The organism is Oscillibacter acetigenes, assembly GCF_025567605.1.
GTDB lineage: Bacteria > Bacillota > Clostridia > Oscillospirales > Oscillospiraceae > Oscillibacter > Oscillibacter welbionis.
In genome coordinates, this window is the sequence record NZ_JAOQKG010000007.1 from 62,199 (window position 1) to 77,585 (window position 15,387).

Genomic DNA, 15,387 nt, shown 5'->3' on the forward strand with positions numbered 1-15,387 from the left:
TGTCTCTGTCCAGGCCCACTCAAAGTGGGTCCGGCTTTCTGTACCGTTTTTCATCTCGCAAGCATTCACTTTACCTGTATATTTTTTGCTTGACAAACACATAGCCGCTGCTTTGCCACACGGTTTCGGCAGGGGATCCCCCTCAGAAATTGCGGTACTGAAAATAAGAATAGGGCGCCCGGACAAGGGGCCAAGTTGTTACTTTTCTGATAATAGATGCCGTGTCCCCTGGATATTGGGCCATCATCGTGGTATGTTGAGTCGCTGACAAGGAGGCGGCACAATGTACGACTACATGAGAGCCCTGCACGCAAGGTTCTGCCGGGAGCCGGAACTTCAAAAAGTCCGGGCGGAGCTGGAACAGACCTACAGAGAGATCAAAGCGAGGTTCGGCCAGCAAGATCAGGAGATCCTGCTGCAACTGGCGGATCTGGAGAACGAACTGCGGGAGGAAACTTCCCTGACCTCCTTCATCGCCGGATTTCAGCTGGGCATGGGGATCGCCGGGGAGATGGAACGGTATTGCTTCGAGGACGAGGAGGAAAAGAGGGCCACAGAGAGGGCGAAGATGAGGTGTCCCCAGGCCAAAATTTGATACGCTATATACAAAGAAAAAGGGCTGCCGCTGGCAGCCCCTTAACTTTCTGATAACTGTGGCTGTAGGCCCTGGCTATTTCGCTTTTCTGTGGTATGTTGTGTCGTTGAAAAGGAGGCGGATGCCATGACGAAAAAACGGGCCAACGGAGAGGGGAACATCAGAAAGAGAAAAGATGGCCGGTGGGAAGGACGCTACACCGCTGGGCGCGACTCGGAAACCGGCAAGCCTATCTACAAAAACGTTCTGGGCAGGACCCAGGCAGAGGCGAAGAGCAAGCTGAAAGCGGCCATCGAGGAAACCAAAAGCCTGGATGTGACCAAGACAGGGAAATACACAGTAGGCACGTGGATGGACGAGTGGTTTGAAAACTACGCAAAGGTAAAAGTTCGACCGTCCTCCCACCAGACCTACCGGGGATATATTGATAACCACATCAAGCCAAACATCGGGAAGGTTCCGCTGGAAAAACTCACTTCTCTGGAGTTGCAGAAATTCTACAAGAAGCTGCTGACCAGCGGAAGAATAGAGAGAGTTGAAAGTAAGCACCAGGCAAAGGGCTTCAGTCCCAAGACCGTGCGAAACATCCACCAGATCATCGCCTCGGCCATGAAACTGGCGAAGGAGCAGAAAATCATCGCTGCCGATCCCACCGAAGGCTGTGCCCTGCCGAAGCCGGAACATCGGGAGATGAAAACTCTCCCAGTGGAGCAACTGACCTCCTTCCTTAGAGAAGCGAAGGACAGCAGTGTATTCGAGATGTACTATGTGGAACTGGCCACTGGCCTCCGGCGGGGAGAACTCCTTGGCCTCAAATGGGAGGACATTGATTTCGAACACGGTAACCTCCGGGTAAAACGGCAGATTGCCCGGATCGACGGCGAAGTGGTGGAGGCACCGCTTAAGACGAAGAACGCCTACCGGACGCTGCCGCTGGCGGAGGACACGATAGCTGTCCTAAAACAGCAGAAGAAAAAAGTCGGCAGCAGCCACTGGGTATTCCCCTCGCCTACCGGCGGGTCCATCTCCCCGGACAGCGTGCTCCATATGCTCCACCGGGTGCTGAAACGGGCGGGATTGCCCAGGGTCCGGTTCCACGACCTCCGGCACACCTTCGCCACCCTGGCCCTCCAGAACGGGGTAGATATCAAGACGGTGTCCGGAATGCTGGGACACTTCAGCGCCGGGTTTACACTGGACACCTACGCCCACGTCACCACGGCGGCCCAGAAGGAGGCGGCAAAAACATGGAAAAGGTCCTAACAGCCGCGCTGTAAACGGCAAAAAATCTCTCCAAAAAGGACGAAGGCCCGGAGGCGAAAACACCGCCTCCGGGCCGATTTTTTGACCCGTCTGGGTCACGGTTTGGGTCACCCCGGTGTCCAGAAAATGGGGACGTCCCAAAAAGTTGCAAAAGAGCAGAAAAAAACACCGCTTTTCGGCCGGAAAGCGGTGTTTTTGTGGTTGCGGGGGCTGGACTTGAACCAACGACCTCCGGGTTATGAGCTGCCGGCGGTTTCTCCATCCGCTGTGGTGCAGTGCTTTCCGGGCCTTTTTGAGCCTAAAATGGCCCAAAACCCGAAGGTTGTTCATCTTCGTTTCGCAGCAGTTTTCATCATCCTGGGTCAAGTTATGGGGCAGGAAAAAGGGCACAAAACAAGGTGCCATGCAAAGTGCTTTCGCTGGTGATTGCTATGAATGCCTGCAAGCAATTCCTACGAAAGTGAGAATTCTCATCTGCTTGAACGGAGTAAGTAGAATGTTTAACCTACCAATAGCGGCAACCAATGCTTTTTTAGTCTGCCGCTCACATCTCCTTTGATGCAGAGGCTAATTTGAAGAAGAGCAGACGAACCGCACAACAAGTCTCAACAAAAATAAGCGACGCTCCACCAATGGTCAGGATATCCTGCTATGAGTTGACCAGTCAACAATGGACTTGGCTTTCCCGTGCCATATAACAGTAAGCACACAACTGTTTTTAGTGCTTAAAGTTTCCGCGAACATGCAGACACACAAATGATAACGGAAAGTGCTCCGCTTTGTATGTTTTTTATCTATTGACACAAAAGTCTCCTTTTGATTTAGCAGTATGCAGATTAAAATGATTTGTTGTAAAAATTTTATAAAAAATATTGTCTATTTTGCTCATTTTTATAACAAGCTTGACAAGAGTTCTGCATTTGATGTATAATCCCATTATCCTATAATAGGATTAATAAAAGGAGTAATCTACAAAATGCATTTTTAATCTAATAATATTTATTTGCTCAGATAAAGAAATCTGGTAAAAATCCGAACTTTAAAATAGCCAAGCGCAGGCGAATGTTTTAATCAGGCTTAATTTTCTCAGGATAGTTTTAGCTTTGAAAATAAATTTGCACATTTAATGGAGGGTATTGAGAGAAAACGAAGAGGGGGTGTGGTTTTATCAATTAGATTAGTCGTGTTATGCGCTTCTATAGTTTAAATGTATCGCAAATCTTGAAAAGCACTGAAGAGAAAGGAAGGGCTACAAAGCTATGAAGGAAAACAAAGTCGTCATGGCAGGCGCCGGCGTCATGGGGGCCTCCCTGGCCCAGGTATACGCCCTGGCAGGCTATGATACTTACGTCTACGACATCTATGAGGCGGGGCTGGAAAAAGGCAAGCACCTGATCTCTATCAACCAGGAGATGATGGTGAAAGAGGGCCTAATCACTGCCGAGGAGTCCAAGGCAGCCCTGGCCCGGATGACCTTCACTCTGGACAAGGAGTGCTTCCGGGACTGCTGTCTGGTAGTGGAGAGCACCGTGGAGCGGATGGACATCAAGCAGAACTTCTTCGCGGAGATCTCCGAGATCGCACCGGCGGAGGCCCTGCTTGCCACCAACACCTCCGGTCTGAAGATCACGGAAATCGCCAAGGCCTGCAAGCACCCAGAGCGGTTCATGGGCCAGCACTGGCTGAACCCGCCCCACCTGCTGCCCTTGTGCGAGATCATCGCCGGCGAGCAAACCAGTCCGGAGAACGTCCAGAAGATGCGGAAGCTGGTGGAGGGTCTGGGCAAGCAGCCGGTGGTGGTGGCTGATATCAACGGCTTCATCATCAACCGCATCCAGTTCGCCGTCCTGCGGGAGGCTCTGCACATCGTGGACATCGGTGCCGCTAGCATTGAGGACGTAGACACCGTCCTGAAGGCGGGCATGGGACTGCGGTACGCGGCCCTGGGCCCCTTTGGCGTGGCGGACTTCGGCGGTCTGGACACCTTCGACCACATCAACAGCTATCTCAACGCCGAGCTAGACGACAGCAAGGTGGGCAACAAGCGGCTCCATGAGATGGTACAGGCTGGGAAGCTGGGCGTTAAGAGCGGCCAAGGCTTCTACGACTACTCCGGGGACAAGGCGGATGAGGCCATCCGGGAGCGGGACCGGCTGTACATCGAGCTGGCGAAAGTCCTGTATTTCAAGAAGTAAGGAGGGAAAAGCATGAGAAGTGATCTGATGAAGAGCGGCGTGGAGCGGATCGCCCACCGCGCTCTGTTTCGGGCTCTGGGTCTGACGCAGGAAGAACTGGACCGGCCCATCATCGGCGTGGTCAGCGCCAAGAATGAGATCATCCCTGGCCACATGCATTTGGACAAGATCGCCGAGGCGGTAAAGGCCGGTATCCGCATGGCCGGCGGCACCCCCATTGAGTTCCCGGCCATCGGCGTGTGCGATGGCATTGCCATGAATCACGAGGGCATGTTCTACTCCCTGCCCAGCCGGGAGCACATCGCTGACTCCGTGGAGATCATGGCCAACGCCCATCCCTTTGACGGCCTGGTGTTCATCCCCAACTGCGACAAGATCGTGCCTGGCATGATCATGGCGGCCCTGCGGGTGAACGTCCCCTCTGTCTTCTGCTCCGGCGGCCCCATGATGCCGGGCAAGGCCAACGGCCATCAGGTGGCTTTGACGGACGCCTTCGAGGCACCCGGCGCTGTTAAGGCGGGCAAGATGAGCGAGGCGGAGGCGGATGAGATTGTAGAGCACGCCTGTCCTGGCTGCGGCTCCTGCGCTGGGATGTTCACCGCCAACTCCATGAATTGTCTGACGGAGATCTTGGGCCTGGGCCTGCCAGGCAACGGCACTATCCCGGCGGTGGACAGCCAGCGGATCATTCTGGCCAAGCACGCGGGCATGAAGGTCATGGACCTGGTGCGGGAGAATATCTGTCCCCGGGACATCGTGGACCAGCGGTCTATCCAAAACGCGCTGACGGCGGACATGGCCATGGGCTGCTCCACCAATACCATGCTGCACCTGCCTGCTATCTGTCATGAGGCGGGGCTGGAATTTGACCTGAAGGGTGTCAATGCGGTCAGCGACCGGGTGCCCCACCTGGTGAAGCTGAATCCAGCTGGTGTCCACTGCCTGGTCCATCTAAATGATGCCGGCGGCTTGAGCGCCGTCATGAAGCGGCTGGATCAGATGGGGCTCATCGATACTACGGCCCGCACAGTGGATGGCACCTGGGCGGACCGGATCTCCAAGGCGCAGATCAAGGACGAAGATGTGATCCGGGACAGAGATCACGCCTACTCCCAGACCGGCGGCCTGGCGGTGTTGTACGGCAACTTGGCTCCCGACGGCGCCGTGGTGAAGAAAGGTGCGGTGCTGCCGGAGATGATGGTCCACACGGGTCCCGCCAAGTGCTTTGACAGCGAGGAGGACTGCTGTGAAGGGCTGTACGCCGGCAAAGTGGTATCAGGCGACGTGGTGGTCGTGCGTTATGAAGGCCCGAAGGGTGGCCCGGGAATGCGGGAGATGCTGGGACCCACAGCCACCTTGGCAGGCATGGGCCTGGACTCCACCTGCGCCCTGGTGACGGACGGGCGGTTCTCCGGCGTCAGCCGGGGGGCCTCCATCGGGCACGTGTCCCCTGAGGCGGCTGCCGGCGGCCTGATGGCCTATGTGCAGGATGGGGACCAGATCGCCATCGACATTCCCAACCACTCCATCAATCTGCTAGTTTCCGAGGAGGAGATCGCTAAGCGGAAGGCGGCCAGCGTTCCGCAGCCCCCCAAGCAGGTGACGGGCTATCTGAAACGCTACCGCGCCATGGTCACCTCTGCCAACAAGGGCGCGATCTTGAATGATGAAACATTGTGATCCGGAAAAGGAGCCGATTTTATGAAATATGGTGATGATGCACTGGATTTGGAAGCCGTTAAATCTGTTGCCACACTTATGACCGCTGCTGTGCGGACAGCCCCAAAGTCTTGCGGTGCAGACACTCTAGCAACGCTTGTCCTAGATGGCAAGGACAAAGACCTTTTAGCGGACACCATGTGTTTGCTGGCAAAAGAAACCGGAATGGACTTCTACTCCAGAGATGCAGAGAATGTGCGGAAGGCACAGTGCATCCTTTTGGTCGGCGCAGTTGCCTCTTATATGTCTACCGCACACTGTGGGCTGTGCGGTATGGGAAACTGTGGAAATGCAATGCAGCATGGAACGACCTGTGCATTCTCCGGAATTAACCTTGGAATCGCTTTGGGCTCTGCAGTGGGAATTGCCGCCAGCCACCATATTGACAACCGGATCATGTTCAGCGCAGGGAAAGCGGCTATGAAAGAAAATATGTTTTCGAGAAGAGTTACCATGGCCTTCGGAATTCCGCTATCAGTATCTGGAAAAAACATTTTTTACGACCGCAATATGATCTCTATTGCAAAGCCACTGTTTGTTGATTGACCACTTTGCAGCCCCGCGAAAAGCACAACTATACAAATAAGCAATTATGGAAATTGCTTTATTTGATATTTAAGAATGGGAGGAACTAAAGATGAAAAAACGGGTCGTATCCTTGCTGTTAGCTCTTGGGATGTGTTTTGGGCTGACTGCCTGCGGTCAGGGAGACGGCGGAGAATCCACAGCAGACAATGGTGGCAGTTCGTCCACAGAGACGATTACCGTCAGAATTGCCACACAACACCCGGATGATTACCCTTCTTCTCAGGCAATGATGAAGCTTGCCGAAGATCTGGAGGAGAGAAGCGGCGGCGTTCTTCAGTGTGATGTGTATACCAACAACGCCTTGGGTGGAGAGCTGGATATTCTGGATCAGGCACGGACTGGAACTGTGGAAATTATCTATTGTTCACCTACAGCCGCCACGATGAATCCGAAAATCAATGTATTCGATCTGCCCTTCCTGTTTGAAAATTATGAGCAGGTGGAAAAAGTTGTCTCCAATGAAGAACTGATGAATGAAATTCTGGGAGAATTCGTTGATTATGGGATTCGTCCAATGGCCGCCTATGAAAATGGCCTGCGGGTTATTTCTAGCAACAAAAAAATTGAGAGTCTAGCAGATTTGAAGGGCATGAAGATGCGTGTGCCGCAGGCACCGATTTCGATTGCAATTTTCAATGCACTGGGGGCCAATGCAACGCCTGTTGCATTCAATGAGCTGTACTCCGCTTTGCAGCAAGGAGTGGTAGACGGACAGGAAAACGGCTATCCCACATTTACCAGCAACAGATATTATGAGGTGCAGAAGTACATTGCGGAATCTTATCACATGTGGAGCATCAACGAGTTGTTCGTTTCTGATGTGTTTTGGCAGAAGCTGACCCCCGAGCTGCAGGAGATCGTGCAGACCGCTTGTGAGGAGTCTGGCGTTTACCAGAGAAATCTCTATTGAGAGATGCAGGACAGCAGTAAGCAGGAAGCCCTTGACAACGGTGTGGAGATCACCTATCCGGATATGACAGAGTGGAAAGAGGCCACAGAAAGTGTATATACGGATTTCTACGCAGAGTATGACTGGGGCGAGGAACTAGTCCAAAAGATTCTGGACTGTGCCAATAGTTGAGCCCTTCGCAAATTTTATTTAGGTGGAAAGACGGCCTCCTAAGTCAAGATGCCTGATGCCGGAGATTGTTTGCTTTTGGAGGCCGTCTTTCAGTTTGGCAGGGGTTTACAGCAGGCAGCACGGGGAAAACAGCAGGAGAGTGATTATATGAAAGCTGTTGCAAAAATAATCGACATGATTTTCAAGGCCGTGGAATGGGTGATTACGGCTCTGGTAGCCCTGATGTCGGCGCTTGTTCTTTTGCAAATCATAAACAGAGCCATTCTAAACACTTCGCTGACGTGGAGTGAAGAAATTGTAAACTATTCTATGATTTGGATTGCTATGCTCGGCTCTTGCCTGTTGGTTCGGAATAACGGGCACATGGCCGTCGACAACTTTTTGAAAATGCTAAGAGGTGTGCCAAAAGCTATCGCCACATTCGTTTCCGTCGCATTACAGGTGGCCTTTATTGTAGTGATGTTCTGGGGAATCCTGGAGTTCCTCCCATCTGCAGCTCAGCAGTTTTCTCCAGTCCTGCGTTTGGACATGGCAATGATCTATTCGATTTTCCTGATCAGCGGCGTCTTGATGCTACTTGGCTTGATTGACTATTGGATCATTCACCGTGGAAAGATTGCCGCATACTCCGAGGAAGACGAGCTGCTGAAGAAAGTGCAGGAAGAGAGTACGGTAGACAAGGAGGAGGCGTAACTGATGGCCCTGATTGTATTTGTTGTTTCACTATTTGGGATGCTCTTTTTAGGTGTTCCGATTTTCATGAGTATCGGAGCATCCGGGCTCATCTTATATGCCTATGGCATGGGTGATATGGAGCCTATTCTTTTGGTTCAGCGTATGTTCAATGGGTTAAACAGCTTTACCTTGCTGGCAATCCCATTGTTTATGCTTGCCGGTGAGGTCATGAATCGAGGCGCGCTGTCCAAGAAAATGGTGCGCTTTGCAAACTGTCTGTTAGGATGGGTGCATGGCGGGCTTGGGTTTACCGTGGCGATTTCCTGTATGTTTATTGCTGCAATTTTGGGGTCCGCATCCGCTGCGGCCGCGATGATTGGCGCAATTATGATCCCAGAAATGGTAAACCGGGGATATTCCAAAGAATTTTCCTGCGCATTGACAGTTGCAGCCGGCTCTATCGGGCCGATTATTCCGCCCAGCATTCCGATGATTATCTATGGTGTAATTGCAAATGTTTCCATTGTGGAGCTGTTTGCTGCCGGATATGTTCCCGGAATTGCGATGGGCATCATGTTCATGATTTACTCGTATTTCTTCGCCCGCAAACACGGGTATCCTGCAGAGCCGAAGCCTACAGCGTCAGAAGTTTGGAAATCTTTTAAAATAGCGGCTCCCACGCTGTTGCTACCGGTTATTATCATGGGAACCATTTTGACTGGCATGTGCACACCGACGGAATCCGCAATTCTAGCAGTGGCTTATGCGCTGTTTCTGAGCTGTGTGGTGTATCGGACTCTGCCGCTCAGAGAGCTCAAGGAAACCTTTGTGAATAGTGCCAAGTCCGCCGCAATGGTGCTGGTAGTTATCGCCACAGCCAGTCTTCTGTCCTGGGCAGTCACCGTTATGAATATTCCTCAGATGATGGCCGATTTCGTCTATTCCATTACGGACTCTCCCGCCGTGTTCCTAGTCATCGTGAATGTGCTTTTAGTAATCGCAGGTATGTTCCTGGACGCCGGCTCAGCGATTATGATTCTCTCCCCTGTGTTGCTCCCCATCGCACTGAGTCTTCAGGTTGATCCTCTAGCATTCGGCATCATCATGGTTGTCAATCTCTCTATCGGTGTTCTAACCCCTCCTGTTGGTCTGAACCTGTATGTGGTATCCTCTTTGAGTGGTATGGATATCCTGCGAATTGCGAAGGCGTGTATGCCGTTCATTGTGATGATCTTTGCAATGCTGATTGTCTGTTCCTTCTTCCCGCAGATCCTCACCTTCCTACCGAATCTCCTGTATGCATAAGGCGGGGGGTACTCCAGGCAGCAAACTTATTACAAGGCCGGTCCCCTCTCCAATATTCCAAGAGGTTCTAGTCTTGCTTATAACGTAAAAGAAAGGACTCGTCTGAATGGGTAAGCCTAAAAAAGTTATTATCTCTGCGGCAATTACGGGGGCCATCCATACGCCGTCCATGTCACCCTATTTCCCTGCCAGCCCGGAACAAATCGCACAGCAAGCGATAGATGCGTCTAAGGCGGGAGCGGCCGTTGTGCACATCCATGCCCGCCGAGCTGACGGAATGCCTGTTGGAGATTTTGAAACATTTCGCCAGATCCTCACCACCATAAAGGAGGAGACGGATGCTGTGATTGGAATTACAACAGGCGGAGCAAACGGCATGAGTACGGAAGAGCGATTTTCTGTGATTGAGGAATTTCAGCCGGAAATGGCCTCCGCAAACAGTGGTTCCATGAACTTTTGCTACCACAAGCTCGCAAAGGGGATTGATCAACCGCTTTATGATTGGGAGCTTCCCTATCTAACCCGGACTTATGACAACGTATTTAAAAATACGTTCAAAGACATGGAGTATTGCATCCGCACGATGAACCGGTGCGGGACATTGCCTGAATATGAGGTCTTCGACTATGGTCAATTGAGCAACTTGGCCTATTTCAAAAAGGAGGGGATCATTACACAACCTATTTACATCCAGTTTGTTCCCGGCGTCATGGGCGGATTTCCCATGGGCGGAGAGTCCATGCTGTTTATGATTGACCAAGCCAAAAAGCTTTTGGGGAACGATATTCAGTACAGCACGGTTGCTGGCGGGCGTAGAATGTTCCGATTTGCAACCATGATGGCGATTCAAGGCGGCAATGTTCGCGTCGGTATGGAAGACGGTCTTTATATCCGCGCCAATGGGGATCTGGCAACCAGCAATGCGCAGCAGGTCGCAAAAATTAAAACAATCCTAGAATCTCTGGATTATGAAATTGCTTCTCCTCAGGAGGCGCGGGAGATGCTTCATCTTAAGGGAAAAGATCATGTGAAATTCTGAAAACAGGCATTCTACATATTGGTTCTAATATTTACTCCGGGAATATAATATAAAAAGAAAAAGGAGAACTGAAAGATGAGCCTGACGAATTATTATGAGGAGCTTCAGAAACGAGCGGCACAGGGAAAGTCCATTCGGCTGGGTATGATCGGATTCGGAAGATTCCCTTCTACATTCACCGTTCAGTTGGACAGAATTCCGGGAATGCAACTAGTGGGTGTTGCTGAGTTGAATCCTGCGCGGGCCCAAAAAACCTGTGACTTGATGGAGTGGCCCAAGGAGCGATACAGCGCGAAAACATTTGAGGAAGCGGCACGAAATGGCACGACTTGTATTGTGACCGATGCGGACGAGCTTTTCAAATCTGACTTCATTGATATTTTGGTCGATGCGACAGGAAATCCCTATGCAGGAATCCATAATGTTAAAATGGCCTGCCAGTACCACAAGGATATCATCATGGTCAATATTGAGTGCATGGCAGCGGTCGGTCCCATTCTGAACAGAATGGCTGATGAAGCAGGAATTATTCTGTCCTATGCCTATGGTGACCAGCCCGCAAAACTATGCAGCTTAATTGACTGGGCTCGGACATGTGGGTTCGAGGTCTGTTCTGCTGGTGAGTGGAGGCCCTACACGGAGGGCGATAAGGAATTGCCGCCGACGGACATTGTGTTTGAGCGATTTGGGTACGATGTTGAAGAAGCGCACCGTTTTGGCATGAACCCGAAGGGATACTGCTCGTTTTTGGATAACACCAAGGGCGCCATCGAAATGTGCGTGGTTGCAAACGCCACAGGCCTGGGTGCCCCCGAAGGAGGTCTGCATTATTATCCAGCCGGCTATGCAGATCTGCCGAACATTCTAAAGCCGAAAGCCGATGGCGGGAAGCTCTCGCATTTTGGCGTAATGGAGGTCTGCGCTCCCAACTATCCGGACCGGGGTGTCTCCGCTCCAGTTCCGGGAGCCTTCCGCGCCGGCATGTACGTAGTCATGCATACGGATGGCCGACCGATGACCAAAGATGCGGTAATCAAAGCCTGGTATCCCACAGATGATACGCATCAATACTCGGCTTATATGCTGCCTGTACATGGCATCGGCCTGGAGCTTGGTGTTACTGCTGCGGCAATTGCTGTTTCCAGAAGGGCTACTGGGCGCTCCAAATTTTTTGCTACGGATGTGGTTTCCATCAGTAAAAAGGATTTGACCCCCGGAGAGATCCTAGATGGCGAGGGTGGCTTCTGCGCACACGGAGAGTTTTTCTCTGCAGATGAAAGTCTTCGGCAGTGTGCGCTCCCCATGGGACTCAGCGAAAAGATGAAGATCATCCGCCCCGTGAAAAAAGGGCAGCTGATTACCTGGAATGACGTGCAGTTTGATGAGACAAATGAGGGCGTCAAGATTCGCCGAGAAATGGAGGAAATCTTCAGAAAAGAGAAACGGCTTTGATTTTCATGTGATGATATGCAGGAACTTTAAAGCGGATTGGAGAATCGGATATGGTTTTCACAGCATGCGGACACTTAAAAGATTTACTTGTTGTTGAGTTAAATGCCGGAGATGATCTTTTAATAAAAATTTCTGAAGCATGTGAAGCCGCAGGAATCAAAAATGGGTTTGTATATGGTGCGGTTGGAAGGCTTCAGAAGGCTGCTGTATATACCGCAGCTCCCATCGGCGTGGAAGACGGCCGGCTGAAATTCGGCTATATGGACGAGCCGCTGTGGTTTGGCGGCTTATTGGGTGCGCAGACGCTAAACTCTGTAGAAGGCATCATCTGTCACGATTCGGCCGGGACAGTATCCTGCCACATGCACTGCTTTTTTTCGGACCCGGACGGGTTCGCCCATGGTGGTCACTTACCCGAAGGTACCCGCATTTTAGAAAAAGCCACCGTTATGATCGGCACTATCGAAGGGATTGATATGGCCAGAAAATGGGATGACAGTGTCAATATTTTTGTATTTGCACCGACACAGCTTTGATTGAGGAGGATATTATGCCTGCTATAATGAACCATAAAATCGGGCGGCTCCTTGCTATACGGCTGGGCCCTGGAGAAGACTTGCTCCGCGGAATCCTGGAAAGCTGTCAAAAGTATGACTTCCAGAATGCGGCATTATTGAGTGGCATTGGCAGTCTGAAAGAGGTTCGCATTTTTAATGAGTGTCTAATGTCTACAACAGGCGAAGAAATTGTCTACGGCTATGATCAGGAACCGCGTGCCTGGGGAGGGCGTCAGGGTGTCATGGAACTCTGCTCGGTAAAAGGGACTGTTTATACTTCCCCAAATGGTAAATCCACGCACGATCTGCATGTTGCGTTCAGTAATTCTGCAGGAACTGTTTTGGGTGGCCGTCTTGCGGAAGGCTCCCTTGTGAATCTGACCGCTGAGATTGTGATTGGTGAGCTACTCTAAAATTCTATAAAGTCTTTGCACAATTGTACAAGAGATAGGCCTCTTGCGGCAGCGGGGTGGATCAAGACACCAGCAAGCGCGAGAGGTCTATTTCTTACAAGTACACAGTATGCCTTGAGATGTGTTAAAAAGAACAAAAGATGGACAAATCTAGGCGGAAGTGATATATTATAATAATACATATCTTGCATGTTGCGGCAAAAATTTACATGTTTTATGATAAGGTGGAAATTTCAAATGGCGAAAGTGGCTAGTATACGCCCTATTAAGCGAAAAGAAAATATGGCAAATCTGGTTGCAAAACAGTTGATAGACCTGATAGTATCGGGAAAGTTTCCAGCCGGAGAACGATTGCCTTCTGAAAAGGAACTCTGTGAGATGTTTGAAGTTGGGCGCAACACGCTCAGAGAGGCGACTCGAGCGTTAAATATTCTCGGTTTTATCGATATCCGTGTGCCGGAAGGGATGTTTGTTGCTCGGAGTCCTGATAACTTTTATACCCGTAAAATGCAGCTTTCCAGTAAGTACGGATATGATAATGTGGAAGAGCTGACAGAGGCTCGAATTGCGATCGAGTGCGCCATTGTACGTCTGGCTGCACAAAAAGCTGGAGAAGCAGAAAAAAGGAAGCTATACGATATTTACCGTATTATGAAAGAAACCGCGGATCATAGGGAGCGATTGGCGGCAGATGCACAGTTCCATATGACGATTGCAGAAATTTCTCAAAATGGCTTTTTGCAGCAGACCTTGTTGTTACTGTTGGATGGGATGAATGAATGGATGGCAAAAGTAGAGATTGGGGCACCGACCGTAAAGCAAACTTCTACGCCTCAGCACGAAGAAATCTGGAAGGCAATTCAGGAGAACAATCCAGATTTGGCAGTAGAGAAAATGAGAGATCATTTGACTTATGTAGGAAAAGCTTTCCTGGAGATTGAGCAAAAGCAATAGTCACAAAATTGCAAAATCAAAGGCGACGCAGGCAATATCTATGGGGTTCTGCTGAAGTTGGAAACCCAGCAGGTTGCCCATGCCTGCCTGACGGCAGAGCATCCGCACTTTGTACGTATTTGCAGGAGTACCAGGCCTTATGCGCCATGTGTCCTTCCGGCAACGTCCACTTCGATTCGGCCGTCAACTTTGAGCCCCATCGGTTGCTTATCCTGTCCCCTATTATACTCTTTGGTATGCAGACCCCATCGATTATGATGCCAGACTATGTCTATTTCATGGTGGATGAGCAATCCTTGATGCGGAGTAGCTGTCCTGGCCAAAGAGGAACTGATTCGCCTCCATCAGTTTGTTCTAAGTCGGGAAAAAGGTCGTAAAATGAGGTGTTGTAAGCTATGCTTCCTATAACGTTTTTTCCTATGACTGCAATTGGCTTCTCCATGAGAAAATCCTCACCTGTTTGAGCAGGGTTGAGCAGGGCAAGCATCGCGTTCGGCTATACGCCGGGCGCAGTTCCGGGCAGAAGCCCGGTCCCACTTTAGGCGGCCTGTGGGTCGAAAGGCAGAGAGAAGAAAATAGCCTCTGTTTGGCCCTGTAAGCCCTTGTGTTGGGTGGGTGAAGGCGGGGCGGCATCCCCGTTGCCCATGAAACCCCGTCCCCGGCCCTTGTCGGGCCCGTGTGGCGAAAGCCGGTGACAACTATTGGAACACGTTTTCCCCCAGAATCGAGGGTTAACCCACCCGTTGAAAGTATAGCAGCAGGAGAAAAGGCGGGAGTCGCAAGCGATCCCCGCCTGGGATACAACTGCCCGCAGTGCGGGCAGTTCCCGAGGACGGAAGCTGACGCTTTTTCGGAGGGGACGTAATCTGCTTGACGCTGATTTTTGGAAAAGAACCGGAAAAGCCAGTGGTTGCGGGATTTATTGTGACGCTTGTTCCTAATTTTAGCCTTTTAACTGGATTTGAGCGACTCATGAATTGCGTCGCCTAAACAAAGATAGAAATGCTCCCTGGAGACAGAAAATATGAATTGTTTGATAACTCTCGGGTGTACCCCTGGCTATTCCGCTTTTCTGTGGTATGTTGAGCCGCTTACAAGGAGGCGGCACGATGTACGACTACATGAGAGCCCTGCACGCAAGGTTCTGCCGGGAGCCGGAGCTTCAAAAAGCCCAGGTGGAATTGGATCAGGCATACAGAGAAATCAAAGCGAGGTTAGGCCAGCAAGACCAGGAGACCCTGCTGCAGCTGGCGGATTTGGAGAATGAACTGCGGGAAGAAACCTCTCTGACATCCTTCATCGCTGGATTTCGGCTAGGCATGGGGATTGCTGGAGAGCTGGAGCCCTACTGCTTCGAGGACGAGGAGGAAAAGTAGGTCATAGAAAGGGCCAAAGCGGGACATCCCCACGCCAAAGATTGATATGCTATACAAAGAAAAGAGCTGCAGGCGGCAGCTCTTTCTTAACTTTCTGATAACAGTGGCCGTAAGTCCTGGCTATTTCTTTTTTCTGTGGTATGTTGTGTCGTTGAAAAGGAGGCGGATACCATGA

General features: G+C 51.0%; 15 protein-coding genes. All 15 read left to right on the forward strand.

Annotated features, from left to right (window positions below; genetic code table 11):
- Positions 1-283 precede the first annotated feature (283 nt).
- The 15 genes from OCV80_RS14180 to OCV80_RS14250 all read left to right on the forward strand — a co-directional run bounded on the left by OCV80_RS14180 (position 284) and on the right by OCV80_RS14250 (position 15,212).
- Complete coding sequence (locus tag OCV80_RS14180) at positions 284-595, forward strand: DUF6809 family protein (RefSeq protein ID WP_256265021.1); 312 nt, start codon at positions 284-286, stop codon at positions 593-595.
- Between the two features lie 126 nt (positions 596-721).
- The gene (locus tag OCV80_RS14185) at positions 722-1,858 is read left to right on the forward strand and encodes a tyrosine-type recombinase/integrase (RefSeq protein ID WP_267288499.1); all 1,137 of its coding nucleotides are present in this window, start codon (positions 722-724) and stop codon (positions 1,856-1,858) included.
- A gap of 1,259 nt (positions 1,859-3,117) precedes the next feature.
- Complete coding sequence (locus tag OCV80_RS14190; protein WP_256265024.1) at positions 3,118-4,053, forward strand: 3-hydroxyacyl-CoA dehydrogenase family protein; 936 nt, start codon at positions 3,118-3,120, stop codon at positions 4,051-4,053.
- 12 nt (positions 4,054-4,065) lie between these two features.
- Positions 4,066-5,733 (forward strand): dihydroxy-acid dehydratase, encoded by a 1,668-nt coding sequence (gene ilvD, locus OCV80_RS14195; RefSeq protein WP_256265025.1) that lies wholly within the window; start codon positions 4,066-4,068, stop codon positions 5,731-5,733.
- Between the two features lie 21 nt (positions 5,734-5,754).
- Positions 5,755-6,318 carry a ferredoxin domain-containing protein gene (locus tag OCV80_RS14200; RefSeq protein WP_256265026.1) on the forward strand — a complete coding sequence of 188 codons (564 nt, stop codon included), beginning with the start codon at positions 5,755-5,757 and terminating at the stop codon, positions 6,316-6,318.
- Positions 6,319-6,409: 91 nt separating this feature from the next.
- Positions 6,410-7,270: a TRAP transporter substrate-binding protein gene (locus OCV80_RS14205; RefSeq protein ID WP_267288500.1), complete on the forward strand. Its 861-nt coding sequence runs from the start codon at positions 6,410-6,412 to the stop codon at positions 7,268-7,270.
- A gap of 42 nt (positions 7,271-7,312) precedes the next feature.
- On the forward strand, positions 7,313-7,441 hold the full coding sequence (locus tag OCV80_RS14210; RefSeq protein WP_267288501.1) for a hypothetical protein: 129 nt from the start codon (positions 7,313-7,315) through the stop codon (positions 7,439-7,441).
- 147 nt (positions 7,442-7,588) lie between these two features.
- A complete protein-coding gene (locus OCV80_RS14215) occupies positions 7,589-8,134 on the forward strand; it encodes a TRAP transporter small permease (protein WP_267288502.1) in 546 nt (181 codons plus the stop codon).
- A 3-nt stretch (positions 8,135-8,137) separates the two neighbouring features.
- Complete coding sequence (locus OCV80_RS14220) at positions 8,138-9,421, forward strand: TRAP transporter large permease (RefSeq protein ID WP_267288503.1); 1,284 nt, start codon at positions 8,138-8,140, stop codon at positions 9,419-9,421.
- A 106-nt stretch (positions 9,422-9,527) separates the two neighbouring features.
- Positions 9,528-10,460, forward strand: coding sequence for a BKACE family enzyme (locus OCV80_RS14225; protein ID WP_267288504.1), 933 nt, complete (start codon positions 9,528-9,530; stop codon positions 10,458-10,460).
- Between the two features lie 75 nt (positions 10,461-10,535).
- A complete protein-coding gene (locus tag OCV80_RS14230; protein WP_267288505.1) occupies positions 10,536-11,912 on the forward strand; it encodes a hypothetical protein in 1,377 nt (458 codons plus the stop codon).
- Positions 11,913-11,962: 50 nt separating this feature from the next.
- Positions 11,963-12,448, forward strand: a complete 486-nt coding sequence (locus tag OCV80_RS14235) for a PPC domain-containing DNA-binding protein (protein WP_267288506.1) — start codon at positions 11,963-11,965, stop codon at positions 12,446-12,448.
- A gap of 14 nt (positions 12,449-12,462) precedes the next feature.
- Positions 12,463-12,882: a PPC domain-containing DNA-binding protein gene (locus tag OCV80_RS14240; RefSeq protein WP_267288507.1), complete on the forward strand. Its 420-nt coding sequence runs from the start codon at positions 12,463-12,465 to the stop codon at positions 12,880-12,882.
- A 237-nt stretch (positions 12,883-13,119) separates the two neighbouring features.
- Entirely contained in the window at positions 13,120-13,836 is a 717-nt protein-coding gene (locus OCV80_RS14245; RefSeq protein WP_267288508.1) for a FadR/GntR family transcriptional regulator, read from the forward strand.
- Between the two features lie 1,109 nt (positions 13,837-14,945).
- The gene (locus OCV80_RS14250; protein WP_256265035.1) at positions 14,946-15,212 is read left to right on the forward strand and encodes a DUF6809 family protein; all 267 of its coding nucleotides are present in this window, start codon (positions 14,946-14,948) and stop codon (positions 15,210-15,212) included.
- The last annotated feature ends 175 nt before the right edge of the window (positions 15,213-15,387 follow it).